At 36.3% G+C, this 25,407-nt stretch carries 24 protein-coding genes; 11 read left to right on the top strand and 13 right to left on the bottom strand.

The genetic code is table 11. From position 1 onward, the window contains the following. Positions 1 to 366 precede the first annotated feature (366 nt). From ACYFX0_RS25010 to ACYFX0_RS25000, 3 genes are all read left to right on the top strand, one after another. Entirely contained in the window at positions 367 to 2,061 is a 1,695-nt protein-coding gene (locus ACYFX0_RS25010; protein ID WP_000878434.1) for a methyl-accepting chemotaxis protein, read from the top strand. A 212-nt stretch (positions 2,062 to 2,273) separates the two neighbouring features. Next, positions 2,274 to 3,965: a methyl-accepting chemotaxis protein gene (locus ACYFX0_RS25005; RefSeq protein WP_460271991.1), complete on the top strand. Its 1,692-nt coding sequence runs from the start codon at positions 2,274 to 2,276 to the stop codon at positions 3,963 to 3,965. Positions 3,966 to 4,085: 120 nt separating this feature from the next. Continuing rightward, the gene (locus tag ACYFX0_RS25000) at positions 4,086 to 4,403 is read left to right on the top strand and encodes a metal-sulfur cluster assembly factor (RefSeq protein WP_000076424.1); all 318 of its coding nucleotides are present in this window, start codon (positions 4,086 to 4,088) and stop codon (positions 4,401 to 4,403) included. Between the two features lie 201 nt (positions 4,404 to 4,604). On the opposite strand, the gene nprB is transcribed toward ACYFX0_RS25000, so the two are convergent. From nprB to ACYFX0_RS24965, 7 genes are all read right to left on the bottom strand, one after another. Then, positions 4,605 to 6,254, bottom strand: coding sequence for a neutral protease NprB (gene nprB / locus ACYFX0_RS24995; RefSeq protein WP_000745125.1), 1,650 nt, complete (start codon positions 6,252 to 6,254; stop codon positions 4,605 to 4,607). A 156-nt stretch (positions 6,255 to 6,410) separates the two neighbouring features. Next, the gene (locus ACYFX0_RS24990) at positions 6,411 to 7,109 is read right to left on the bottom strand and encodes a pirin family protein (protein ID WP_000488932.1); all 699 of its coding nucleotides are present in this window, start codon (positions 7,107 to 7,109) and stop codon (positions 6,411 to 6,413) included. Between the two features lie 51 nt (positions 7,110 to 7,160). Further along, positions 7,161 to 7,571 (bottom strand): MarR family winged helix-turn-helix transcriptional regulator, encoded by a 411-nt coding sequence (locus ACYFX0_RS24985; RefSeq protein ID WP_000845462.1) that lies wholly within the window; start codon positions 7,569 to 7,571, stop codon positions 7,161 to 7,163. Between the two features lie 111 nt (positions 7,572 to 7,682). Further along, positions 7,683 to 8,117, bottom strand: a complete 435-nt coding sequence (locus ACYFX0_RS24980; protein WP_000422792.1) for a DUF3920 family protein — start codon at positions 8,115 to 8,117, stop codon at positions 7,683 to 7,685. 137 nt (positions 8,118 to 8,254) lie between these two features. Further along, positions 8,255 to 8,848, bottom strand: coding sequence for an undecaprenyl phosphate transporter UptA (uptA, locus tag ACYFX0_RS24975; RefSeq protein WP_000900216.1), 594 nt, complete (start codon positions 8,846 to 8,848; stop codon positions 8,255 to 8,257). Between the two features lie 78 nt (positions 8,849 to 8,926). After that, complete coding sequence (locus ACYFX0_RS24970) at positions 8,927 to 10,126, bottom strand: cation:proton antiporter (protein ID WP_000380223.1); 1,200 nt, start codon at positions 10,124 to 10,126, stop codon at positions 8,927 to 8,929. Between the two features lie 4 nt (positions 10,127 to 10,130). Next, positions 10,131 to 10,625: a cation:proton antiporter regulatory subunit gene (locus tag ACYFX0_RS24965; protein WP_001026075.1), complete on the bottom strand. Its 495-nt coding sequence runs from the start codon at positions 10,623 to 10,625 to the stop codon at positions 10,131 to 10,133. A 409-nt stretch (positions 10,626 to 11,034) separates the two neighbouring features. On the opposite strand from ACYFX0_RS24965, the gene ACYFX0_RS24960 reads away from it, so the two are divergent. The 4 genes from ACYFX0_RS24960 to ACYFX0_RS24945 all read left to right on the top strand — a co-directional run bounded on the left by ACYFX0_RS24960 (position 11,035) and on the right by ACYFX0_RS24945 (position 14,756). After that, on the top strand, positions 11,035 to 12,468 hold the full coding sequence (locus ACYFX0_RS24960) for an alanine/glycine:cation symporter family protein (protein WP_000227588.1): 1,434 nt from the start codon (positions 11,035 to 11,037) through the stop codon (positions 12,466 to 12,468). A gap of 827 nt (positions 12,469 to 13,295) precedes the next feature. Beyond that, positions 13,296 to 13,736 (top strand): Dps family protein, encoded by a 441-nt coding sequence (locus ACYFX0_RS24955; RefSeq protein ID WP_001041895.1) that lies wholly within the window; start codon positions 13,296 to 13,298, stop codon positions 13,734 to 13,736. Positions 13,737 to 13,827: 91 nt separating this feature from the next. Continuing rightward, positions 13,828 to 13,989: a hypothetical protein gene (locus tag ACYFX0_RS24950; RefSeq protein ID WP_000128781.1), complete on the top strand. Its 162-nt coding sequence runs from the start codon at positions 13,828 to 13,830 to the stop codon at positions 13,987 to 13,989. Positions 13,990 to 14,558: 569 nt separating this feature from the next. Continuing rightward, on the top strand, positions 14,559 to 14,756 hold the full coding sequence (locus ACYFX0_RS24945) for a hypothetical protein (protein ID WP_000656312.1): 198 nt from the start codon (positions 14,559 to 14,561) through the stop codon (positions 14,754 to 14,756). A 15-nt stretch (positions 14,757 to 14,771) separates the two neighbouring features. Here the strand turns inward: ACYFX0_RS24945 and ACYFX0_RS24940 are convergent, their stop codons facing one another. Together ACYFX0_RS24940 and ACYFX0_RS24935 are read right to left on the bottom strand one after the other, a co-directional pair. Further along, positions 14,772 to 15,053: a hypothetical protein gene (locus tag ACYFX0_RS24940; protein ID WP_106081645.1), complete on the bottom strand. Its 282-nt coding sequence runs from the start codon at positions 15,051 to 15,053 to the stop codon at positions 14,772 to 14,774. Between the two features lie 104 nt (positions 15,054 to 15,157). Beyond that, a complete protein-coding gene (locus ACYFX0_RS24935) occupies positions 15,158 to 15,736 on the bottom strand; it encodes an LOG family protein (protein ID WP_001225751.1) in 579 nt (192 codons plus the stop codon). 73 nt (positions 15,737 to 15,809) lie between these two features. Between ACYFX0_RS24935 and ACYFX0_RS24930 the strand changes: the two genes are divergently transcribed. From ACYFX0_RS24930 to ACYFX0_RS24920, 3 genes are all read left to right on the top strand, one after another. Then, positions 15,810 to 16,133 (top strand): MazG nucleotide pyrophosphohydrolase domain-containing protein, encoded by a 324-nt coding sequence (locus ACYFX0_RS24930; RefSeq protein ID WP_000355741.1) that lies wholly within the window; start codon positions 15,810 to 15,812, stop codon positions 16,131 to 16,133. A 53-nt stretch (positions 16,134 to 16,186) separates the two neighbouring features. Next, positions 16,187 to 16,693: a ferritin gene (locus ACYFX0_RS24925; RefSeq protein ID WP_044783112.1), complete on the top strand. Its 507-nt coding sequence runs from the start codon at positions 16,187 to 16,189 to the stop codon at positions 16,691 to 16,693. A gap of 148 nt (positions 16,694 to 16,841) precedes the next feature. Continuing rightward, the gene (locus tag ACYFX0_RS24920; protein WP_001076362.1) at positions 16,842 to 18,011 is read left to right on the top strand and encodes a DUF418 domain-containing protein; all 1,170 of its coding nucleotides are present in this window, start codon (positions 16,842 to 16,844) and stop codon (positions 18,009 to 18,011) included. A gap of 43 nt (positions 18,012 to 18,054) precedes the next feature. Here the strand turns inward: ACYFX0_RS24920 and ACYFX0_RS24915 are convergent, their stop codons facing one another. The 4 genes from ACYFX0_RS24915 to ACYFX0_RS24900 form a co-directional block, all read right to left on the bottom strand. After that, complete coding sequence (locus tag ACYFX0_RS24915; RefSeq protein ID WP_000706853.1) at positions 18,055 to 19,236, bottom strand: NupC/NupG family nucleoside CNT transporter; 1,182 nt, start codon at positions 19,234 to 19,236, stop codon at positions 18,055 to 18,057. 506 nt (positions 19,237 to 19,742) lie between these two features. Beyond that, complete coding sequence (locus tag ACYFX0_RS24910) at positions 19,743 to 20,924, bottom strand: NupC/NupG family nucleoside CNT transporter (RefSeq protein WP_000673845.1); 1,182 nt, start codon at positions 20,922 to 20,924, stop codon at positions 19,743 to 19,745. A gap of 329 nt (positions 20,925 to 21,253) precedes the next feature. Next, the gene (locus ACYFX0_RS24905) at positions 21,254 to 22,696 is read right to left on the bottom strand and encodes an alanine/glycine:cation symporter family protein (RefSeq protein WP_000346410.1); all 1,443 of its coding nucleotides are present in this window, start codon (positions 22,694 to 22,696) and stop codon (positions 21,254 to 21,256) included. Positions 22,697 to 23,031: 335 nt separating this feature from the next. Then, positions 23,032 to 24,462 carry an alanine/glycine:cation symporter family protein gene (locus ACYFX0_RS24900; RefSeq protein ID WP_001022952.1) on the bottom strand — a complete coding sequence of 477 codons (1,431 nt, stop codon included), beginning with the start codon at positions 24,460 to 24,462 and terminating at the stop codon, positions 23,032 to 23,034. A gap of 300 nt (positions 24,463 to 24,762) precedes the next feature. Here ACYFX0_RS24900 and ACYFX0_RS24895 point away from each other — a divergent pair, with 300 nt between their 5' ends. Continuing rightward, positions 24,763 to 25,401, top strand: coding sequence for an NAD(P)-dependent oxidoreductase (locus tag ACYFX0_RS24895; protein ID WP_000689884.1), 639 nt, complete (start codon positions 24,763 to 24,765; stop codon positions 25,399 to 25,401). Positions 25,402 to 25,407 lie beyond the last annotated feature (6 nt).

Raw genomic sequence — 25,407 nt, 5'->3', positions numbered from 1 at the left:
ATAATTCTGTAGAATAGGACACAAGATATTTCAACATTTCGTCTCTGACTTACGTCGTCAAAAAGGGGTATGACCAACATAACGAAGAGTAATGTTTTAGTTGATACTGATAATCGTTATCAACTAATTAGAAGTATACATGATGTTATTTCAAATTTCAATAGCATTTCTAATATTTATTTATGGATTTTATGATATACAAATGTATACATTTTAAGAACTTTTTCTAATACCAATCTGACTCCTTCCATTATCTGCTATAATTTTCATTGAACAGATTAATAACTTCATAATAATGTTTTTATTAATTTCGCTTCAAATATCTATAAATCATAATAAACAGTTTAAATGAGGGTAGGGGTAACGATGAAATATGTTAGTATTCGAAAAAAACTACTGTTCACACTCTTAAGCATTTCTTCTTTATTTAGCATTGCTCTTATTGTTATTCTTTCATTCGCCATGAATCAAGCAAGTGAAATCGAAACGTTAAAAAATGATGTATCGAAAAGAGCGACGATTTTAAAAGAACGTGGCGATTGGTTCCAGGCACAAGTTGCTGGTTTACAAGAATATTTGCTATCACATGATCAAAAAGGATTAGATAAGTTCAACCGAGAAGGGAAAAAATTAGCTGATACTAGAGAGAAAGTAACAAGTGACAAGAAGCTCCCAGAAGGAATGAAAGAAGCCATTTTAATGGGAGGAAAATGGCGTAGCGTCATAGATAATGAGGTACTACCTCTTGCGCATGAAGGAAAATGGGACGAAGCATCTAAAATTGCTTTAGCACAAACAGATTATGTAAATGATCTGTTAGGTCGTTTTAATAAATATACAAATGAAGAGAATGAGAAACGTGACGCATTAATTGCTGACGTCGAGTCTTCTTCATCACTTATTCAATATATTATTTTCTTCTCACTCATTACATGTACATTAACGTCTATTTTATTAGCATGGTGGTTCTCTGGTAAACTCGTTAAACCAATTCGACAAATTGATGAGAAGTTGAAAGAATTAGCTTCTCAAGATGGAGATTTAACGGCTAGATTACACGTAACGAGTAAAGATGAAATTGGTGACATTGCAAATTCCTTTAATCAAATGCTCACTAACTTACAGCATATAATAAAACAAGTTCAACAAACATCAACAAGTGTAAAAGAAGCTTCCGAAAATGTATTTATCGAAACAACCGCTTCTATGGAAAATACCGCAAGGACACAAGAAACTATGAATGCTCTTGAACACAATATTCGTTCACAAGTTTCTAGCATTGAAGAAAGTTCAACCTCAATGGATGACATGGCAACGAGTGTTCAGCGTATTGCTGAGGCCGCCTCTTCTGTTACTAGTTTAGCTGTCACAACCTCAGAAAAAGCAGATGATGGGAATAAAGTCATTGAGAAATCTATTACACAAATGCATACAATTAACGAAGCTGTTAACGCTACATCACAAGTAGTTGAGCGACTCATTACACATACAAATCATATCGATACTGCACTTCAATCTATTTCTAATATCGCCGAGCAAACAAATTTACTCGCTTTAAATGCTTCTATTGAAGCAGCTCGTGCTGGTGAACACGGCAAAGGATTCGCTGTTGTTGCTGATGAAGTTAGAAAACTTGCTGAACAATCTCAACTAGCCGCAACTGACATTAACCATTTACTGCATCAAATTCAAGCCGATACAAAAATAGCAAATGACATGATGACACAAGGTCAAGCAGAGGCTTCTGAAGGAATTACGGTTATTCGTACCGCTGGATCTTCATTCTCAGAAATTGTTAACCACATTAACAAAGTCTCTACGCAAATGCAAGAAATGTCTGCAACTGCTGAAGAGATGGCTGCAAGCTCTGAAGAAATGAACGCAGCTTTAAATAATATCGCTTCTATTTCAAACGAAGTTGCTGCAGAAACATCACAAACAGCACATTCAGCTGGTGATCAAGTAAACAAAATGAGTATCGTGGCTAACAAATCATCTGAAATGAAAACAATCGTACAAGAACTTGAAATTCTCGTTTCTCATTTCAAAACAAACGCTTAAAGTGAAAATGACACAAGCTCAAAGGTATAGGAAAGAAAGTTTTACAGTCTCTCTTTTTTCACTTTAAAATATATCTTTCTATCTCTCATTCCGTCTGCTATAATTCCTAAAGGAAATAAGAAAGCTTTATTCCAACTGGAGTAAAGCTTTCTTTCATTTTTTACATTAATTAATTCTAATACTAAGATTTCACAAAGGAGGCTTTTTATCATATGAATTTTGTAAGTATCAGAAAAAAACTTATGTTCATGATGGGAACGATTTGCGCTTTATTTGGTATCGCCTTAGCATTTATTTTATTTTTTGCTATTGACCAATCTCGTAAAGCTGAAACATTACAAAAAGAAATTTCTCCACTGGCAACAGAATTGAAAGAACGTGGAGATGCTTATCAAGTACAGCTCTCTGCTTTAAGAGGTTATTTACTACAACATGATCAAGTCGAATTAGACAAGTTTAATGAGATGAGTAAACGTCTTGAGGATTCAAAAGATAAACTTCTTTCTAATCCAAATCTTTCTTCATCCGTAAAAAGCACAATGGAATTAGGGTCTACTTGGAGAAAGTTCGTTGAAGAAAAAGTATTCACTCTTGCAAAAGAACAAAAATGGGAAGAAGCTTTACAAGTAGCTTCTTCAGAAAACGGAACTGTCTATAAAGTAATTGGTGACTTCACAAATTATAGTAATGAACAAGCTACATTACGTGAACAATCTATTGAAAAAATTGACCAATCTGCACTCTTAATCGAATATGTTATTTTCTTATCACTTGTTATTTGTATTGTCGCTGCAATTATTCTTGCATGGTGGTTCTCTGGTAAACTTGTGAAACCAATTCAACAAATTGACACGAAACTAAAAGAGTTAGCTTCTCAAGAAGGTGACTTAACGGCACGTCTACAAGTAAATAGCAACGATGAAATCGGTGCTATCGCAGCATCATTTAATAAAATGTTAGAAAACCTACAACATATTATTAATCGTGTTCAAAAAACATCAGTGGAAGTACAAACCGCTTCTGAAAACATGCTAGAAAAAACGAATACATCACGTGAGGCGACAGTAAGAGTCCAAAGCTCAATGTCTAACTTAAACGCAAGTATTCAATCACAAACTTCTAGTATGGAAGAAAGTTCAACTGCAATGGACGATATGGCAGTAAGTGTTCAACGTATTGCTGAATCTGCTTCATCTGTAGCGGAACTTGCTGTTGCCACATCTGAACATGCTAGCGATGGAAGTACCATTATCCAAAAATCCGTTTCACAAATGACAACGATACACGAAGCTGTAAATGCTACGTCAGAAGTGGTTGAACGTCTAATCACTCATACGAAATATATCGATACCGCTGTACAATCTATTTCTAATATCGCTGAGCAAACAAACTTACTTGCTTTAAATGCTTCTATTGAGGCAGCTCGTGCTGGCGAGCAAGGAAAAGGATTTGCTGTCGTAGCTGACGAAGTTCGAAAGCTTGCTGAACAATCTAAAACAGCTGCAACAGACATTAATCAATTACTACATCAAATTCAAAATGATACAGAAACTGCTAGCTCTATGATGTCTCAAGGCCGTTCTGAAGCATTTGAAGGCATTCATGTTATTCGTGAAGCTGGTACTTCTTTCACAACAATTGTAGAACAAGTAAATAAAGTATCTACTCAAATGCAAGACATATCAGCAACTGCTGAAGAGATGGCTGCAAGTGCTGAAGAAATGAATGCTTCACTTAATAACATCGCTTCTATCTCGACTGAAGTATCCAGCGAAACCGCCGCAACGGCACAATCTGCTGAACAGAAAGTTATCGTTATGAATGAAATGACAGTAACTGCTGGAAAAATGAAACAAACAGTTGAAGAGTTAGATCAACTCGTATCTCATTTTAAAACAGAATAGATTTTCAAAAAATATCCCTCTTTCAAAGAGGGATATTTTTTTTGAGCTCATTTCCTGCACATTATGCTCATTTCCGTTATAATGAGAATCGATATCATTAAAATATAGGAGGGGCTGCTTATGTCACAAGAAGCATTTGAAAATAAATTATTGGATAATTTAGAAGCTGTTATTGACCCTGAACTAGGTGTTGATATCGTTAATCTTGGATTAGTGTATGATGTTACAGCAGATGAAAATAATAATGCTGTCATTACGATGACTATGACTTCTATCGGTTGTCCAATGGCTGGGCAAATCGTATCAGACGTTAAAAAAGTATTATCAACAAACGTACCTGAAGTTAATGAAATAGAAGTAAATGTCGTTTGGAATCCACCGTGGTCGAAAGAACGTATGTCACGTATGGCGAAAATCGCATTAGGTATTCGCGACTAGCGGAATAAAGTGAAACTTTATTCCGTGGGGGTTTTGTTCATTCCCCACTGATTATCAGCCCTCACCAATCAGGCTTTTACGGGCAGCAGGGCCCCCACCTAACTTCTTTGCTTCCGATGAATTTTGAGGTGGGGGTCTTACTGCCCTGCAAATAGCGGGATAAAGAAAAAAACCTGACATTCTAGTCAGGTTTTTTTCCTATTATTTTACGCCTACTGCATCATAAGCTTTCGTTACAGCTTGTACAGCTTTAGAATCTTTACCGTATAAATCTTCGGCTGATTGAAGAGCAGCTTGACGCATCATTTTGAAGTCAGAGTTTGCAGTTAAATATTTCGTAAGAGCGCGGTAGTAAATTTTTTCTGTCGCTTCACGGCCCACTCCAGCTACTTTCACGTCGTAATGATCTCCGCCTTCAGATACTAAATAAGCAGCTTTATTATTAATACTACTGTTAATATGAACGCCACCATTATCAGCTGTTCCAGTATAACGTTTACTATAGTGATCTGGGTAACCTTCACCTGGTTTTAATGGGTTTGGAATAGACGCTGGATCTTTTAGTGAACGAAGTGCATCGCCTGGTTTACCAGGTGTATAAATGTCAGCACCTAAATCCCAGCTCTTCTTCTCAACCATAACACCCATAATATCGGATAACGATTCATTTAACGCCCCTGACTCATTTTTATAAACAAGGTTTGCTGTATGTTCAGTTACAGCATGCGTTAATTCGTGACCGATAACATCAAGTCCAGCAGATAATGGAATGAATGTTTTTCCATCGCCATCACCATACATCATTTGCACACCGTTCCAAGCTGCGTTATTCCAGCTCTCCCCTACGTGAACAGTTGAAATAAGCTTCGCACCTTTATCATCGAAAGAGTTACGATTAAATGTTTTTTTGTAGTAATCATATACTTTTCCTGCATTTACATGCGCATCAACTGCAGCTTTATCTTCGAAGAACTTAGATTTACTTTCAACTTCTTCGCCTGTATATCCAAGCCATTGTGAGAATAAATTAAACAAGTTTTCATCCATATTTTCTGCATCAAATGTGTGAATACCTTGTCCTCGTTTACCGTCAAATAAGTTGAATACTCCCGTTTTTTCATCTTGGGCAATTTCAAATGATTGTCTAGCACCTAATACTCCGTAGCCAAACCCTGTAACGTGATCTACAGCATTATATTTCTCAATAACATTTCCATTTGTTGCATCAACAAAATAATGCCAATACCCTGGAGCTGGTTTTGAAATCGATGCCTTAACTAAGTATGCAAGGTAGTAATTACCGTCCTTTTCATATACAAATAAATCTTTTTTCACACCGTCATAATTCTTTACTTTACCAATTTCTTTCTCAATATCTGCCTTTGCAATTGTTTCTGCTTGTTCCGCACTAATGCTTGCAGATGCAGGGATATTTTTATCATCTAAATTCGGAATAACTTGTCCGAAGAATGCTTTTACATTATTCTCTTTATCAAGTGTAACAGTTTGATCAGAACCGTACACAGGAATGTTATTATGTTTCTCAACTAGCTTCACATGTGTCGTGTCAGATTCAGCGTCTTTTTCTTCTCCAACGATATTAAAATGCTTTTCAATATTTCCTGCTAATTTAAACATATCTTTCTTACTCTCTAAGTATTGAAAGACCGTCTCTTTTTTATCTAGTCCTTCCGGTGCTTTCCATTCTTCACCTATGTATGCAGGTGTTTTAAATTCTTGATGATATTGAATTTTTTGTTCTTCCGCTTTCGTTGTCGTTGCCCCAAACGCTCCAAATCCCCCGGCGATAACAGTTAACGCTAATGCTGATGAAATGACTTGCTTTTTCACTATAACATTCCCCATTCCCATAAAGATTTTTGACACTTTTATAAAATTCTGATTTTTACAGCCGATACCTCTACCGAAAATTTGAGAAACATTTTTCAGATAATTCCAATCAAAAAAGAGGACATCCTATCAGATGTACTCTTTTCTATAAGCCTTTTATTGTTTTTTCAATTCAATTGCTAAATAGTGTGATTGCTCTTTCGCTTGAATGTGAGTATCTTCTTCTACAGATTCTGCTGCATCACGCATAACAAACGTTTCACCATTTATTACACTGCTTCCTTCAATTTGAACAAGATACAATTGACGGCCTTCTCGCACAGGAAAATGAATTTCTTTTCCGGCATCTAACGATAAAGAATATAAATTTGCATCTTGGTGAATTTGAATTGGTGCCTCTCCTTCTACTGGAGATACCATATGGAACCATTCGTTTTCACGCTCGCTCCAATCAAATTTAAACTCACCATAGTTTGGTTTATGATCCGCACGATCTGGTAAAATCCAAATTTGTAATAAACGTAGTGTTTCATTTCCTAAATTATGCTCGCTATGAAATACACCTGTGCCAGCACTCATATATTGAACATGTCCTCGCTCAATTGTTCCGCGGTTCCCCATGCTATCCTCATGTGTTAAAGCACCATCTACAACGTACGAAATGATTTCCATATCACGATGCGGATGCATATCAAAACCAGTTTGTGCCGCTACTAGATCATCATTAATAACACGTAACGCTCCGAAGTTCATGTTATTTGGATTATAGTAATTGGCAAAAGAAAAATGAAAATGTGTATTTAACCAACCATGATTTGCTCTGCCCATATTTTTATGATCAACTTTTCTAAACATATCCTTCACCTCATACTATATCGAATTCGGGATTTATTTTAAAATTTTTTCTCACTGTAATTTTTTTAGTAATTGTAATAATTGATGTTGTTCTTCTACATTTAATTTTTGAAACTGCTCCGCTTGGAATGTTTCTTGAGGCGGGACGATTTCTTCATATAAAACTTTTCCCTTTTCTGTTAACGAAATATATTTTGTAGTACCTTCTTGTTCACGACGAATCCACTCTAGCTGCTCCATTTTATTTAAAAGCTGCGTGATATTTCCCTTCGTAACAAATAGCTTATTTCCAAGCTCTTGCTGCGTTAGACGATTATGCCCTCCAACTTGAGCTAGTACATCAAACTGAGCGGCAGATACATTCCATTCTTTCAAATGCTGATTCGTCTCACGAATACTCTTATTATAAAAGCGTGATAAACGAAACCATAATAGTAATCCGAGTCTATCTTCTGTTTTCATTTCATCACCTCGCTCGTTTCATATCATTAGTTTAGAACTAAACTTTATAAAAGTCAAATACTTATTTTTAATAAGTATAAAGAAAGCACAGCGCTATTTCTCCACTATGCTTTACATTAACTTTCTATTCTTATATTCATCCAATTTCCTCTCCGCGAACTTCCTCGCATCTTTTTCAATCCATCTATCTTCGTACACTTCACTTCCAACATACAATACTTCTCTCTTATGCTGCATCGCATGACGAAACTCATGCAGTAGTGTTTTGAGCACCTGCTCATACTCTTCCCACATACAAACAAAAATTAATTGTCTTTCTTTATGATAAAAACCACCTACTGGGAATAGGAATTCTTCTTCCTCTTCCCCTAATGATAGAAGCACATCGTTTGCATCACACGTATCACAAAAAATAACGGGCGTTTTACATGCTTCAATAAGAGAGAACAAATCCTCTCTCAGCTTTTTGACATCCCAATGAAGCTCCGAATCCAACACATACCAATTCTCTACCTGTTGATATACATTTTGAAACTGGAGTTCCATTTCTCTTTATTCCCCTTTCCAAGCACCCTTTTTCTATATGTATGCCACAATATGGTAAATATTAAACGTATTCTTTCATCCTTGAAAAAATGCCAATAAAAAAAGAACCTATGTCGACATAGATTCCTTTTCCGTAATCACTTTTTTTTCATCACTTTTTTTAATACAAAATAACCAATTGCACAAACAATAGCAGCAAGTGCAAAGTATTTCACATATGGCCCCGCAACTTTATTAATGCTTTCCCACTCTGTTCCTAATTTAAACCCTAAATATACAAACACAATTGACCACGGAATAACAGCTAATGTAGTTAGCGTAATAAACTTAGCATGTGACATTTTTGCAATACCCGCCGGTATCGAAATAGCATGACGCACAACCGGAATAAAACGTGCGGTAAAGATAACGCCAGTTCCGTAACGATTAAACCAATCTTCAGCATAATCAATATGTTTCTTCTGAATTAAAATATATTTTCCATATCGCTCAAGAACAGGTCTTCCTCCGTATCGACCGATCCAATAAATGAATAGTTGTGCAATTACACCACCAATTGTACCAAACGCGACAGCGCCCCAAAATGTAATGCTTCCTGTTGATACTAAATAACCTGCATAAGACAATACGATTTCACTTGGAATAACCTCTAGCATTAATCCAAGCATAATTCCCCAATAACCAAGTCCTTCTAAAAAAACTAAAACCGAATGAATCAACTCTCCTAACATCATTTACCTCTCTTTACTGTTTTCATTGCAAAAATAAAAGTACAAGCAGGAAATATCTTGTACTTTATTTTTTTAAATTTAGTTAGTCTTCGTATCCCACTTAAAGATTTTATTTAAGAATTTATATACATTCTTCGACTCTTTTGTCAGAAGTGGGCCTAAAATGGATAGTATAAGCACGTATAGTGCTGAGAAGGGTTTCAGTACTGACATTAAACCACCGGCGATACCGATATTAGCCATAATGATGGAGAACTCTCCTCGTGAAACGATTGTTAATCCGATATTTGTTGATGCTTTATGAGATAACCCTGCTTGTCTTCCTGCAATCATTCCTGCTACAAAGTTGCCGATTATTGTAAGAAGGACAGCACCTAACGTTAACCATATCGCTCCTCCTAATGAGAACGGATCAATACTTAACCCGAAGCTGAAGAAGAAAATAGCTCCGAAAAAGTCTCTAAATGGAACAACAAGATGTTCAATTCGATCACTATGCTCTGTCTCAGAGAAAACTAATCCTAGAAGAAGTGCCCCAATCGCTTCTGCAACGTGAATTGTTTCTGAAAAACCAGCAATGAAGAATAACGAAGCAAATACTACAATAATAAAGATTTCATCTGAGCTAATATTGAGCAATTTATTTAATAACGGCGTAGCCTTTCTAGCTACTATAAAGAATAGAAGCATATATCCTAAAGCAATTCCAATTGAAGTAAGGGCGCCTAAGAAGGAAGCGTGATCCCCTAGTACTAAACCAGAAACAACTGATAAATATACAGCAAGGAATATATCTTCAAACATAATAATTCCTAAAATTAATTCGGTTTCATTATTACCAGTTCTTCTTAAGTCCACTAACACTTTAGCAACGATAGCGCTAGAAGAAATCGTAATAATACCCGCAATAATTAAGATTTCTAGTAATGGGAATCCCATTATAAATCCGTATAACAAACCAAGTGAAAAGTTAATTAAAATATAAATCGTTCCGCCAATCGCAATAGAGCGTCCAGATTTAATTAGTTTTTTCATTGAAAATTCTAATCCTAGATAGAATAGAAGGAATAGAACCCCAATCCGTCCAAGGAAGGAAATTACACTTGCACTTTCAATAAATTTGAGATCGATAACACCTATTGTCGGTGCATGCGGTCCTACTAACATTCCGAGAACAATTAGAAAAGGAATTACTGAGAATTTAAATTTTCCAGCAATTACCGCTGCAATTGCCACTAAAACTAAAGCTGTACCAACTTCAAAAATTAACGTATCCATCTAGTCAGTCCCCCCTATTTGAAAGTAATTCATTAATGATTTTTTTAATTTCTTCTCTCTCACCTGAAACTACAAGCATATCTCCTTCTTCAATTACTGTTTCTGGCCCTGGATTAAATAGCTTCTTCATGTTCTTCTTCATAACTGCGATTATCGTTACGCTATATGTTTTTCTTATTTCAAGATCGCCAATTGTTTTTCCGATTGCTGGAGCTGTATTCTCCACTTTGAACCACTCAATCGCTAAACCTTCAAAAACCATCTCAACATTTTCTAACGCCCTAGGCTTATATACCATTCCACCTAATATTGCTGCGATTTGCCTTGCCTCTGAGTCACGTAGTGAAATACTTGAGATGCTTTCTTCATGGTCTGAATCAAAATGATACATTTCTCTACGCCCATCATCATGAATGACAATTACCATCTTTTCGTTACCTTTCGTAACGATTTGAAACTTATAACCAATACCCGGAAGTTCACTTTCTCTAATATTCATTTTTAGCTCCTCCATAACTTATTTATTTTAATTTTCTGTTTTTCTGTCTTTTATTCATCCAATCAACTTTAGAAATTCTAACCACTCAGGATATTTGTGATTTGGAAATCTTTTATTGTAATAATAAGTTGCCCCTAAAAAGATACTTAAAGATGTAATGATAAAAAACATATTACTTCTCATTTTCAAACTCTCAAGGCTTACTTTCAATAAAGAATCTTCTTTCAAATTATCCCCACTTTCTCGCTTTAAATTTAGTTTTTTAAAATGTAAATAATTCTAAAAATATTACTATGTAACATAATCATAACACAAAATTGATTTAAGTAACATAATTTTTTAGAAAAATTGATTCTCGTATATTTTTTGCATATAATTTTCTTATTACGAAAAAAAGGAAGTGTATTATATGGTTGATATCTTTAGCAGATTCCTTGAGGTAACGAATAATATTTTATGGTCATATATTCTTATTGCAATGCTAATCGGCTTCGGTCTTTACTTCTCTTTTAAATTAAAATTTGTCCAAATTACTCATTTCAGTGAGATGGTCAGCTTAATTAGTAAAGGGTTTAATCGAAAAGAAAAAAAGAAAGATAGCATCTCTCCATTCCAAGCATTTTGCTTAAGTGCAGCAGCACGTATCGGTATCGGGAACTTAGCCGGTGTAGCACTAGCAATTTCAATGGGTGGACCTGGCGCAATATTTTGGATGTGGTTTATCGCAATTATCGGAGCAGCTACTAGTTTCGTAGAATGTACGCTCGCTCAAATTTATAAAGTAAAAGATGGTAGCAGGTTCCGTGGTGGGCCGGCATATTACATGGAAAAAGGATTAAACAAACGCTGGATGGGTGTTTGGTTCTCACTTCTTATTACAGTTGCGTACGGATTAATTTTCAATTCAGTACAAGCGAATACAGTAACAATAGCGTTTGAAAATGCTTTTGGACTAGAGCGAACAATCGTAGGAGCTCTATTAGCCTTATTAGTTGCAGTCATTATTTTTGGTGGTATTAAGAGCATTTCACGTATTACAGAAATGATTGTTCCGCCAATGGCAATCGTTTATATCGGCGTGGCTATTTTTGTCGTTATTAACAACTTCAATATGTTACCAAGCATTTTCATGGAAATCTTTAACGGTGCATTCGGTTTAGACCAAGCCATCGCTGGTGGTATTGGAGCAGCAATCAAGTTCGGAATTCAGCGCGGTTTATTCGCGACAGAAGCAGGTATGGGTAGCTCTCCTAACGCAGCAGCAACATCAGATGTATCTCACCCTGTAAAACAAGGACTTGTTCAAGCATTAGGTGTTTTCGTAGATACATTCTTAGTATGTACATCAACAGCATTTATCGTATTATGTTCTGGACTTTACAAAGGATCAAATTTAGAAGGTATCGAATTAACACAAAACGCTTTAAGTTCACAAATCGGACCGTGGGCAAGCACTTTCTTAGCGATTATTATTTTCCTATTCGCTTTCAGTTCTCTACTAGGAAACTACTATTATGGTGAAACAAATATTGCATTCATTAAAGAAAGCAAAACATGGTTAATGATTTATCGTGTTGCAGTTGTCGGAATGGTATTCTTCGGATCAATCGCTGCTCTTAAAACAGTTTGGAGTTTAGCTGATTTATTCATGGGACTAATGGTATTCACAAACTTAATTGCCATCTCATTCCTTAGCAAATTTGCTTACGCTGCATTAGTAGACTATTTGAAGCAAAAGAAACAAGGAAAAGATCCAGTTTTCGTTGCAAGCTCTATCCCTGGTTTACAGAATACAGAGTGCTGGGATGGACAGGATGTAGAAGAAAAACAGAAGGTTGTGTAATAAATTAAAAGCAGAAGCGGCTCGTCCAGAATCGCAGGACACTTCAAGCTCTCGACCTTGAAGCGCTTTTTGCTTCGAGTGAGAGAGCGAAATGACCGGAGATTCTAGCCGCTGGAGCTGGACATCATTAAAAGCGGATTCGGCTCGTCCAGAATCGCAGGACATTGGAGCTCTCGACCTTGAAGCGCTTTTTGCTTCGAGTGAGAGAGCGAAATGACCGGAGATTCTAGCCGCTGGAGCTGGATATCGCCTAAAAGCGGAAGTAGCTTGCTCAGAATGTGAGGGGGATGGAGCTTTTGACGTAGAGGCGCTCTTTGCCTCGCAGGAAAAAGCGAAACCACCGAACATTCTAGCTACCGGAGCTGGATATTATATAAAAGCAGAAGCGGCTCGTTCAGAATCGCAGGACATTGGAGCTCTTGACCTTGAAGCGCTTTTTGCTTCGAGCGAGAGAGCGAAATGACCGGAGATTCTAGCCGCCGGAGCTGGACATCATTAAAAGCAGAAGCGGCTCGTTCAGAATCGCAGGACATTGGAGCTCTCGACCTTGAAGCGCTTTTTGCTTCGAGCGAGAGAGCGAAATGACCGGAGATTCTAGCCGCCGGAGCTGGACATCATTAAAAGCAGAAGCGGCTCATTTAGAACAAGAGCTATATATCAAACAAAATCCCTATTACCTCACCGTAATAGGGATTTTTATTTACAACAGTTCATAATTTGTTCAAATTAATTTCAGCAAAAGGGTTGTTTTATATCAATTATTAGATTATAATAATTATAAATTAGTAATTGATATAACATAACAACTCAAAAGGAGATTGATCATAATGAACAAACAAGTAATCGAGGTATTAAACAAACAAGTAGCAGACTGGAGCGTTTTATTCACAAAACTTCACAACTTCCATTGGTACGTAAAAGGGCCTCAATTCTTCACATTACACGAGAAATTCGAAGAACTTTACACAGAATCAGCTACTCACATCGATGAAATTGCAGAACGCATTTTAGCAATTGGCGGCAAACCAGTAGCAACAATGAAAGAATACTTAGAACTATCTTCTATTCAAGAAGCAGCATACGGAGAAACTGCAGAAGGGATGGTCGAAGCAATTATGAAAGACTACGAAATGATGCTAGTCGAACTGAAAAAAGGCATGGAAATCGCTCAAGACTCTGACGACGAAATGACATCTGACCTACTACTAGGCATCTACACAGAACTAGAAAAACACGCTTGGATGCTACGCGCGTTCTTGAATCAATAATAGATTTTAAAGCGGAGGTGACTTGCTCAGAACAAGAGGGCATTGGAGCGCCTTCCTGTGAGGCGCTTTTTGCCTCACAGGAAGGCGCGAAATGACCGACTGTTCTAGTCACCGGAGCTGGATATCATTAAAAGCAGAAGCGGCTCGCTCAGAACAGGAGGGTGTTGGAACTCCTGATTACGAGGCGCTTTTTGCCTCGAATGAAGGAGTGAAACAACCGACTGTTCTAGCCGCTGGAGCTGGATATCATTAAAAGCAGAAGCGGCTCGCTCAGAACAGGAGGGTGTTGGAACTCCTGATTACGAGGCGCTTTTTGCCTCGAATGAAGGAGTGAAACAACCGACTGTTCTAGCCGCTGGAGCTGGATATCATTAAAAGCAGAAGCGGCTCGCTCAGAACAGGAGGGTGTTGGAACTCCTGATTACGAGGCGCTTTTTGCCTCGAATGAAGGAGTGAAACAACCGACTGTTCTAGCCGCTGGAGCTGGATATCATTAAAAGCAGAAGCGGCTCGCTCAGAGTCGCTTTTTTCTGTAATGGTTGCACTTAACGGTACACGAAATTATATCAACGATTTTTCAAATATATCGATCATTACCCTTAATATATCAACGATTTTTTCATTATATCGATCATTAGATTCGACAAGGGATATCAATTTACCGACAAATCACGACAGTATTAACACACAATTCGCCCCCACTTTTATCACTATATTACAATCCTTTTTATGTTAAAATATAGGAAACACCCTTTAGTATCATAGATCCAAAAGGCTTTTCCAAATTCATCATTTACTACTTAAATGACGGGAGTGGTTCAGTTGAAAGACTACTTAATTAGAGCGTTTTTTGCGTTAATAACAGTTGGGATTCTCTTACTTATAGCTAATATTTTCAATATACGTGTCGAGGTTAAGGACTATGCTTTCCTCGTTGTCGTAGCAATTGGTGGCGGCTGGGGTGGCTGGTACCTGTATAAAAAACAAAGCAATCAAAATGATAAAGGCATTCCAAAGTAATATGGAATGCCTCTTTTATTGCCTTCTGTAATAAATAATGAAATTCAGACCACTAATACAACCAATCGCAATAAACATACAAAACGATTGTGGATCTCCACCTAGATTATACTCATCAACGATAAATCCGGACATAAACAACGTTATCGCGGAAACACCGATACACAATACCGAGATAAACCAAAGCGAAAATTCATTAATCAACTCTTTCTTCTGTCTCAAAACAATTAGCATAACAAGAATAGATGCTGCTAAAATACTTTTAAAAACCGGACGTAAATATACGAAATCCTCCATCTATTTCTCCTTTCCCCAAAACATTACATCTAAAAATTAATATATTTAACCAAATTAAAAACACATGCCATCTTAAATTAAAACGACATGTGTTTCCGTATTTGCTATGATAGTTGCTTCCACTTCGTTCCCAAAACAGGACGCTCATAATTTTGGATTGCATGAATTAGTTTATCTGCTGTCTCAGCTGAAACGATCAATTCTTTATTTGATGGATTCATAAATCCTTCTTCTGCTGCACGTTCAACCATTTGCAAAATTGGTCCGTAAAAACCTTTTATGTTTAATAAACCAACCGGCTTATTATGTATACCAATTTGTGACCAACATACAACTTCAAATAGTTCTTCAAACGTTCCGTATCCGCCTGGAAGCGCGATAAAAGCATCCGCAAGCTCTGCCATTTTCGCTTTACGTTCGTGCATTGTTTCTACTTCAATTAATTCTGTTAATCCTGTATGTACAATTTCTCCTCGAAATAGACCGCGCGGCATAACACCTGTTACACGTCCACCTAAACGAAGAACTTCGTTTGCTACTTCTCCCATTAATCCGACACATGAACCACCGTATACGAGCTCATAGTCGTTCTCAACAAACATTTTACCTAACTGAATTGCCTGCTCTTTGAATTCTGGTCTCTCCCCTAAATTAGAACCTGCAAACACACAAATCTTTCTCATTCCTACACCCCGAAACTATATATTGTTATGATACAATGAATATTGTACAACATATTGAAGGGATGAGGAAGAAATGGATATCGTCGCATTTCAAAGATGGGTGGAGGAATTTTACGAAAAACGAAGCTGGTCACAGTATAATGCCTTTATTCGCTTAAATTTCTTAAACGAGGAAGTTGGGGAAGTTTCACGAGTCGTTCGTGCTATTGAAATCGGCCGCGATCGCCCTGATGAAGATGCGAAAACAGAAGAAGAGCTAAAACAAGAACTAAAAGAAGAACTTGGCGATGTACTATCTAACCTTATTATTCTTTCGCAAAAATATGATTTAGACTTACAAGACATTATGGACGCACACGTCACAAAGCTTTCAAAAAGGTTCGAAGTATCTAAATGAGAACATTATCAATTATGGTATAATATTCTTGTCACAATATTAAGGGGGATTTTATGTTATCAAAAAAATTACACGACGCATTAAATGAACAAATGAACTTTGAATTTTACTCTGCCCATGCTTATATGGCAATGGCTGCTTACTGTACAGCCGAGAGCTATGATGGATTCGCTAACTTTTTCCTTGTACAAGCTGAAGAAGAACGTTTCCACGCGATGAAGCTTTACAACTATATTAATGACCGTGGTGAGCGTGCTATTATTACTGGATTTGATAATCCAAATAACGAATATGAATCTGTATTGAACGCTTTTGAAGTGGCACTTGAGCACGAGCGTGAAGTAACGAAGCGTATTTATAACTTATCTGATATCGCTTGGGATGAGCGTGAACACGCAACAATTACATTTTTAAAATGGTTCGTCGATGAGCAAGTAGAAGAAGAAGCTTCATTTGATAGCATCATCCAAAAACTAAAACGTATTACAAGTGATTCAAACGCACTATTTATGCTAGATGCTGAATTAGAGAAACGTACATTTACACCTCCAGCTCAATAATATTTCAATCACCTTAATACATGTATTAAGGTGATTTTTTATTTGCTCTCTATCTTAAAATCACCTTAAATTTCCTCATATTTGACATAGCGCCAGCTATAAAATGGTATTATTTTCAATATAAAAACAATATACGAGGAGAGAAAAAATGAATCAACGTGTAGAAGCTGTCGATGCAATTCGTGGTTTCGCTTTGTTTGGCATTTTACTAGTCAATATGACATTAATTCAATTTGGGTTCTTCACCAGTGAAAAACCCACTTATCTATTCGGCAATCTTGATAAAGGCGCTAATTGGTTTATTCAATTTTTCGGCACACACAATTTTATATCCCTATTTTCTTTTCTATTTGGGCTTAGCATTATTTTGTTACAAAAAAGTATTATCGCAAAAGGAAAAAAATTCTTCCCTACATACATAAGACGTATTATCATTCTTTTACTACTTGGCTACATTCACGGCACTTTTGTTTGGGAGGGAGATATTTTATTTGCATACGGAGTTATCGGGATTTTCTTAATGATGTTCATCAATCGAAAACCGAAAACTTTGCTCATTTGGGCGATTATTCTACTCGCACTTATTACACTTATGTCCTATCAAACTGATCCATCTACAAATATAAATGATTTCGCACCTTATACTGAAAAAGAACATAAAGTCCATCAAACCGGAGGCTATATGGATCACGTCAACTTTAGATTGACTGAAAATCCTTTTGATTACATAGGAATTAACGGTGTATCTGGATTAGTTTTCATATCAATTTTCGCAATAATTTTTATGTCTCCACTTTTCTTTCTTGGAATGTATGTAGGTAAAAAAGGCTGGCTATTTGAGATCAATAAACATATACCTGCTGTCAAAAAAATATGGTTTGTCACCGGTCCCTTCTCTTTTACAATTAAAATCTTAGCTATGTTCGTAAAGCATCCGATTTTAATTATGTTACAAGATGGCCTTACACCAGTAACTATGACCTTCTTTTACGGAAGTACGATTATTTTATTATTCCATTACAAAAAAGCATCTCGTCTACTAACATACATGGCGAACATGGGAAAAATGTCCGTTAGTAATTACTTAGCACAATCTATTATCGCAACAACTATTTTTTACGCATATGGATTTGGCCTATACGGTAAAATCGGTTATTTCTTCGGTATTCTTTTAACCATTGGAATTTATACGATTCAATTATTCGTTAGCACCTATTGGCTCCAGAAATACCGGATGGGTCCAGTGGAATATGTGTGGAGACTGGGAACTTATTTAGAGAAACCACGTTTTAAAAGAGATTTGGATAAAGCAAGTTAAACAAAAAAGCAATGAGCTTACGCTCATTGCTTTTCTTAATTTATTAAAGCATAACCCCAACGATAATCGCTGATAATATACTTACTAACGTTGCACCGTATACAAGTTTTAAACCGAATGATGATACAACGTTTGCTTGTTTGCCATCGATACTCTTCGTTGCACCTGCGATAATTCCGATAGATGAGAAGTTCGCAAATGATACAAGGAAGATAGATAAAATACCTACTGTACGAGCTGATAAATCGCCAGCTACTTTTCCAAGGTCAAGCATTGCAACGAATTCGTTCGTCACTAATTTTGTTGCCATAATTTGTCCTGCTTGTAGCATCTCTGATGTTGGAATACCCATTACGAATGCTAATGGTGAGAAAATGTATCCTAAAATGCTTTGGAATGTGATTCCGAAAATTGAATCGAATACACCGTTAATTGCTGTAATTAATGCTACGAAACCGATTAACATCGCCGCTACTGTTACAGCGATAGAGAAACCAAGCATAATATATTCGCCTAACATTTCAAAGAATGTTTGTTTCTTGTCTTCTTGTAATTCTAAAATATCGTCTTCTTCTTTTACTTCATATGGATTAATGATATGAACGATAATGAATCCACTGAATAAGTTTAATACAAGTGCTGTTACTACATATTTTGGATCAATCATTTTCATATAAGAACCGACGATTGACATCGATACTGTAGACATTGAAGATGCACAAAGTGTGTATAAACGATTTTTCGGTAATTTGCTTAGTTGATCTTTTACTGTAATGAATACTTCCCCTTGACCAACGATTGCAGCCGCTACCGCATTATATGATTCTAGTTTTCCTAAACCGTTAACTTTACTTAATAGGAAACCGACTGCACGAATGATAATCGGTAAAACTTTAATATGTTGCAGGATCCCGATTAATACTGCTAAGAAAATAATCGGTAATAATACTGTTAAGAAGAATGGTGCTTGTCCATCGTTTGCTAGACCACCAAATACGAAGTTAACCCCAGCTTCCGCAAATTTTAAAATAGAACCAAATCCATCTGCGATCCCTTTTACTAATACAAATCCGACCTTTGTATTTAGTAAGAAATACGCAAGTACCAATTGAATGACAAGCATAAGTGCAATTGGTTTATATTTAATTTTCTTACGATCTGAACTGATAAGGAAACCTAGTACAAACACTACAAGTAAACCGACTAGAAACATTACTATTTTCATATGTGAATCCCCCACTTCTCCCACGAGTTATTGGTCGTATAACGTATAACGAATGACGTCTGACCATTGTTGTTAAAAAAATTTAAAACCCCTAAAAACTATTCAACTGTCATCTAAAATCAGTAAGCGTTTACATAAATTGCAATTTATAAAAGGTAGCTTCTTCTCTCCTACCATACTTGAAAGTCTGAAATTGATACCACCTACAAATCAAATTGTAAGCGTTATCTAGGTGAAATGCAATATAAATTTTAAAAGATTTTTATATGTTAATATATTCCTAATTAATTGGTTTTTTCATGCAAATTTACCATAAAAAAATAGCCCTAGCTATGAGCTAGAGCCATCCTTTTTTTACCCCGCTTTAACGGGCAGTAAGACCCCCATCTCAACATTCAGCGAAAACAAAGAAGTTAGATGGGTGATTAACTGCCCATAAAAGCCCGATTGGTGAGGGCTGATAATCAGCGGGGGATAAAGCTCCCCCCACTAATTAAAGTTTCACTTTATAACATAACACCAACGATAATCGCTGATAAAATACTTACTAATGTCGCACCGTACACAAGGCGTAGGCCGAATGATGATACAACATTTGATTGATTTTCATCTATACCTTTCGTTGCACCTGCGATAATTCCGATAGATGAGAAGTTCGCAAATGATACAAGGAATACAGAAAGAATACCAACTGTACGAGCCGATAAATCACCAGCTACTTTTCCAAGATCAAGCATCGCAACAAACTCGTTTGATACTAATTTTGTTGCCATAATTTGTCCCGCTGTTACCATTTCTGCTTGCGGGATGCCCATTACGAATGCTAATGGTGAGAAAATATATCCTAAAATAGCTTGGAATGTAATACCGAACATTGAATCAAACAAGCTATTGATTGCTGTAATTAATGCTACGAAACCAAGTAACATTGCCGCTACTGTGATCGCGATTGTGAAACCAAGCATAATATATTCGCTTAGCATTTCAAAGAATGATTGTTTCTTCTTATTTTCTAATTTCAGTGTATCTTCTTCTTCTGTAATATCGTACGGGTTAATAATATGAATGATAATGAAACCACTAAATAAATTTAATACAAGTGCTGTTACTACATATTTTGGTTCAATCATTTTCATATAAGAACCAACAATTGACATCGATACTGTCGACATAGAAGATGCACATAATGTATATAAACGATGTTTTGGGATTTTACTTAATTGATCTTTTACTGTAATAAATACTTCTGCTTGTCCAACAATGGCAGCTGCTACTGCGTTATATGATTCTAGTTTTCCTAGACCATTTACTTTACTTAACAACGTACCAATAGCACGAATAAATATTGGTAAAATTTTAAAGTGTTGCAGAATTCCGATTAAAACCGCAAAGAATACGATTGGTAATAGCGCTGTTAAGAAGAATGAAACCTCTCCTTTATTAACAAGACCACCAAATACGAAAACGATTCCAGCTTCCGCATATCCAAGAAGTGCGCCAAATCCATCTGAAATTCCTTTTACTAAAATATAACCAACTTGCGTATTTAATAAGAAATAAGATAATACTAGCTGAATAATAAGCATAATTGCGATTGGTTTATACTTAATCTTCTTTCGATCGGCACTTATAAGAAAACCGAGTACAAATACAACGAGTAATCCTACAAGGAACATAACAAACTTCATTAATAAAATCCTCCATTTAACTCTTCATTAACGTTGAACGTCTGACCATTCGAAACAAGAAATAATCCGAACTTTCCATTTCTCCTCCAAAACCTTCAATCGGATAGGAAAGATCATAAAACCTCTTATTTCAAAGGCATTTTCCATTCTAACATAAATCATAATTCATATCCGCATTTTTCTTAAAAAAATACGTTTTATTATGAAACATTCATGAATGTTCGTCTTTTTCATTATAAAGCGAAACTTTAATGAACGGGAGTTTCACTTCACACAAATAGCTGAACCAACAAAAAATGAACATCAAGTTTCACTTGATGCTCACCTCATTATACTGCTTTTTCTTTATCAGCTACCTCTGGCTTATCCCAACACTCTGTATTGTTCAAACCTGGAATAGACTCCGCATAAAAGACTGGATCTTTCCCTTGTTTCTTTTGCTTAATATAATCTGATAACGCTGCGAAAGCGTACTTAGAAAGGAATACAATTGCTACTAAGTTAATAACAGCCATAATTCCCATAAATAAATCTGCTAAATCCCAAACGATTTGAATTGTCGCCACGGACCCTAGCATAACCATACCAAGTACAGCAATGCGGTATGCATTTAATAGCACTTTACTTCCATTTAAGAACTCAATATTCGTTTCACCATAGTAGTAGTTACCTACTAATGAACTGAATGCAAACAAGAAGATTGCAACTGCTACAAATATAGAAGCCCATGGACCGATATGTTGACTTAACGCCTGCTGCGTTAATTGAATTCCATTTAAATCAGCTGCATTATGCACATCTGATAAAAGAATAATAAATGCTGTACAACTACAAATTAATAATGTATCTGTAAATACCCCTAAAGTTTGAATGAAACCTTGTTTAACTGGGTGCGTTACGTTTGCAGTCGCTGCTGCGTTCGGCGCACTACCCATACCTGCTTCATTTGAGAATAATCCACGTTTTACCCCTAATAAAATCGCAGCTCCTAATCCTCCACCTACTACTTCTTTAATTCCGAAAGCATGTAAGAAAATTTCTTTAAATACATATGGAATTGCCGTAATGTTTGTTACAACAACGAATAATGCCACTGCTACATAAATAATTGCCATTACTGGAACAATCATTTCAACCGCGCGAGCAATTCGTTTTACTCCGCCGAAAATAATAACTGCAAGTAAACCAGCCATAACAAGACCTACTAATCTACTATCTGTTTTGAACGCCCCATCAAAGGCAGCCGCTACAGTATTAGACTGTACAGCGTTAAAAATCAATCCGAAACTTACTGTTATTAGAACAGAGAACACAACACCTAACCAGCGTTTCTTTAAACCCTTTTCCATATAATACGCTGGGCCCCCACGGAATGCATTCCCATCTTTTACTTTATAAATTTGCGCTAATGTGCTCTCTACAAATGCAGAAGCACCCCCAATTACCGCGATTAACCACATCCAAAATACTGCTCCTGGACCACCTGCTGAGATTGCAATAGCTACACCAGCTAAGTTACCAGTACCTACACGAGAAGCTGTACTCATACAAAACGCTTGAAATGATGATACGCCGCTCTTCTCTTTTTGCGCTTTTCTCGTTTTCGAGCTTGCTCCATCCCCAAGCAAACGAATCATTTCACCGAAGTAACGAACTTGGACAAATTTCACACGAAATGAAAAATAGAGCCCTAACCCAATTAACATCGCAATAATGACATATGACCAAAGGATATTATTTACATCCCCAATTACCCTAGCTAAAAAATCCATATTTGCATTGCCCCCTCTTCCTAACAATAAGAAAATTATATTCTAAAAACTTTAAGTAATCAAGAACTTTATGTAAGGTTTTATAACATGAATATGTTAATAAAATTAACATACGTGTTTTTTTTACATAAAAATATAGCCATTACATACATTTATCCAATACTCAATCACTTATCCTCTTCGACCAGTCATACTTTTAATACAGCACGTTCCCCACAAATAACGAGAGAGAAATAAACAAAAAAATTATATTAATAATTACCTCTCACCCTTTTCATCATTTCCTACAACAAAAAAGGCGAGCATCGAATTCACCTCGATGCTCGCCTTTTCATTTACACTGCTTTTTCTTTATCTGTTACCGCTGACTTATCCCAACACTCTGTATTCGTTAAACCAGGAATAGAATCTGCACTGAAGACTGGATCTTTTCCTTGTTTCTTTTGCCTTACATAGTCTGCCAATGCAGCATACGCAAATCGGCCGAGAAGTGTAATCGCAATTAAGTTCGTGATTACCATTAGCCCCATAAATAAGTCCGCCATATTCCATACAACTTGAAGCGTCGCAACAGAACCGAATAATACCATTCCAACTACCGCAATACGATAAATTGTTAACCACGTTTTGCTTTGCTTAATGAATTCAATATTTGTTTCACCATAATAGTAGTTTCCTAGAAGTGAACTAAATGCAAATAAGAAAATAATAATCGCTAAGAAACTGCTCGCCCATGGGCCAATTTGTGAACTTAATGCATTTTGTGTTAATTCAATACCTTCTAAATTCGTTGCTTTATATGCACCAGAACATAGTACGATAAATGCTGTTGATGTACATACTAAGAATGTATCTACTAATACTCCAATCGTTTGAATAAAACCTTGTTTCGCTGGATGCGTTACATCAGCTGTTGCTGCCGCATTCGGCGCACTACCCATACCTGCTTCGTTCGCAAATAATCCGCGCTGAATACCATATTTCATCGCAGCACCGATACCGCCACCTACAGCTGAATCTAAACCAAATGCACCTTTAAAGATTTCCGTAAACACATCTGGTATTAAATAGAAGTTTTTAATGACAACAAAAATAGCTACGGCAATATAAATAAGCGCCATTGGCGGAACAATCATTTCCGACATACGTGCAATACTTTTTACACCACCAAAAATAATAACCGCAACTAATGCAGCTAATACAATACCAACAATATAACGCTCTAAGCCAAATGCATTTTCAAATGCTAATGTTACTGTATTTGCTTGTACTGAGTTGAAAATTAAACCGTAACTAATTGTAATCAGAATAGAGAACCAAATCCCCATCCAACGTTTATTTAAACCTTTTTCCATATAATAAGCAGGACCACCACGGAAGCCACTGCCATCTTTTATTTTATAAATTTGCGCAAGCGTACTTTCTACGAAACTTGAAGAAGCACCGATAATCGCAATAACCCACATCCAAAATACAGCTCCAGGTCCTCCCATAGAAATAGCTAACGCTACACCAGCTAAGTTCCCGATACCAATACGAGCTGCAGAACTCATACAAAATGCTTGGAACGATGATACACTGCCCTTTTTACGTGTCTTGCCAGTTAGTCCATCACTCATTAAACGAATCATTTCTCCTAAATGAGTAAGCTGTACGAATTTCAATTTAATAGAAAAATAAAGCCCTAAACCAATTAACATTGCAATAAGAATATATGACCAAAGAATCGTATTCGTTGATGAAACGAATTGTTCCAAAATATTCATACAATTAACCCCTCCTTTTCTCCATAAAACGAATTATATTTAAAAAACATTCAAAAATCAACATTTTTCGACAATTTGCAATTTCCAAATATTAGCCAAGCGCGAAGTAACAATATCTTTATGATTCTCCTCCCTCTAACTGTGCATACTAAAACAAAAAACAAATCTACAAACTACCCCATTGACAAAAACACCTAACTGTAACTATAATGATTACAACATGTTGTAACAAACCTAATTACAATACATTCATTCACTTTCAGATATACAATTTAACAAAACACTTTGGAGGGATTTATTATGAAAATCGGAATTATCGGAGCAACTGGTAAAGCAGGAAGTCGTATTTTAAAAGAAGCATTAGATCGTGGACATGAAGTAACTGCAATCGTAAGAAACGCTGCAAAAATTACAGAAGAAAACGTAGAAGTTTTAGAAAAAGACGTATTTTCTCTTACATCTAACGACCTACAAGCATTCGACGTAGTTGTAAATGCATTTGGCGCTCCAGCAGGGCAAGAACACCTTCACGTAGATGCAGGAAACGTACTTATTGAAGCTGTGAAAGGTGCACCAAATACAAAATTACTTGTAGTTGGCGGAGCAGGAAGCTTATTTGTAGACGAAGAAAAAACAACACGTGTATTTGATACACCAGGTTTCCCAGGCGAATACCTTGCAACAGCTCAAAACCAAGGTAAAAACTTAGAAATCTTGCAACAAACAAATGATATCACTTGGACATTCATCAGCCCTTCTGCACTATTCGCATTAGGAAAACGCACTGGTTCTTACAAAGCTGGCAAAGACAATCTTCTTGTTAACTCAAAAGGTGATAGCTACGTAAGTTACGAGGACTTCGCAGTTGCAGCACTTGATGAAATCGAAAATCCAAAACATGTAAACGAACGCTTCACAGTTGTTTCTGAAGCTGAATAATAAAAA

The sequence above is a fragment of the Bacillus sp. NEAU-Y102 genome (assembly GCF_054788175.1).
The sequence above is the reverse complement of the archived record's forward strand: the minus strand, read 5'-3'. Positions and strand labels throughout refer to the sequence as shown.

Coding starts and splice junctions, on each gene's coding strand:
- ACYFX0_RS25010 (WP_000878434.1), top strand. CDS start 367: ATGAAATATGTTAGTATTCGAAAAAAACTACTGTTCACACTCTTAAGC.
- ACYFX0_RS25005 (WP_460271991.1), top strand. CDS start 2,274: ATGAATTTTGTAAGTATCAGAAAAAAACTTATGTTCATGATGGGAACG.
- ACYFX0_RS25000 (WP_000076424.1), top strand. CDS start 4,086: ATGTCACAAGAAGCATTTGAAAATAAATTATTGGATAATTTAGAAGCT.
- ACYFX0_RS24990 (WP_000488932.1), bottom strand. CDS start 7,109: ATGTTTAGAAAAGTTGATCATAAAAATATGGGCAGAGCAAATCATGGT.
- ACYFX0_RS24985 (WP_000845462.1), bottom strand. CDS start 7,571: ATGAAAACAGAAGATAGACTCGGATTACTATTATGGTTTCGTTTATCA.
- ACYFX0_RS24980 (WP_000422792.1), bottom strand. CDS start 8,117: ATGGAACTCCAGTTTCAAAATGTATATCAACAGGTAGAGAATTGGTAT.
- uptA (WP_000900216.1), bottom strand. CDS start 8,848: ATGTTAGGAGAGTTGATTCATTCGGTTTTAGTTTTTTTAGAAGGACTT.
- ACYFX0_RS24970 (WP_000380223.1), bottom strand. CDS start 10,126: ATGGATACGTTAATTTTTGAAGTTGGTACAGCTTTAGTTTTAGTGGCA.
- ACYFX0_RS24965 (WP_001026075.1), bottom strand. CDS start 10,625: ATGAATATTAGAGAAAGTGAACTTCCGGGTATTGGTTATAAGTTTCAA.
- ACYFX0_RS24960 (WP_000227588.1), top strand. CDS start 11,035: ATGGTTGATATCTTTAGCAGATTCCTTGAGGTAACGAATAATATTTTA.
- ACYFX0_RS24955 (WP_001041895.1), top strand. CDS start 13,296: ATGAACAAACAAGTAATCGAGGTATTAAACAAACAAGTAGCAGACTGG.
- ACYFX0_RS24950 (WP_000128781.1), top strand. CDS start 13,828: ATGACCGACTGTTCTAGTCACCGGAGCTGGATATCATTAAAAGCAGAA.
- ACYFX0_RS24940 (WP_106081645.1), bottom strand. CDS start 15,053: ATGGAGGATTTCGTATATTTACGTCCGGTTTTTAAAAGTATTTTAGCA.
- ACYFX0_RS24935 (WP_001225751.1), bottom strand. CDS start 15,736: ATGAGAAAGATTTGTGTGTTTGCAGGTTCTAATTTAGGGGAGAGACCA.
- ACYFX0_RS24930 (WP_000355741.1), top strand. CDS start 15,810: ATGGATATCGTCGCATTTCAAAGATGGGTGGAGGAATTTTACGAAAAA.
- ACYFX0_RS24925 (WP_044783112.1), top strand. CDS start 16,187: ATGTTATCAAAAAAATTACACGACGCATTAAATGAACAAATGAACTTT.
- ACYFX0_RS24920 (WP_001076362.1), top strand. CDS start 16,842: ATGAATCAACGTGTAGAAGCTGTCGATGCAATTCGTGGTTTCGCTTTG.
- ACYFX0_RS24915 (WP_000706853.1), bottom strand. CDS start 19,236: ATGAAAATAGTAATGTTTCTAGTCGGTTTACTTGTAGTGTTTGTACTA.
- ACYFX0_RS24910 (WP_000673845.1), bottom strand. CDS start 20,924: ATGAAGTTTGTTATGTTCCTTGTAGGATTACTCGTTGTATTTGTACTC.
- ACYFX0_RS24905 (WP_000346410.1), bottom strand. CDS start 22,696: ATGGATTTTTTAGCTAGGGTAATTGGGGATGTAAATAATATCCTTTGG.
- ACYFX0_RS24900 (WP_001022952.1), bottom strand. CDS start 24,462: ATGAATATTTTGGAACAATTCGTTTCATCAACGAATACGATTCTTTGG.
- ACYFX0_RS24895 (WP_000689884.1), top strand. CDS start 24,763: ATGAAAATCGGAATTATCGGAGCAACTGGTAAAGCAGGAAGTCGTATT.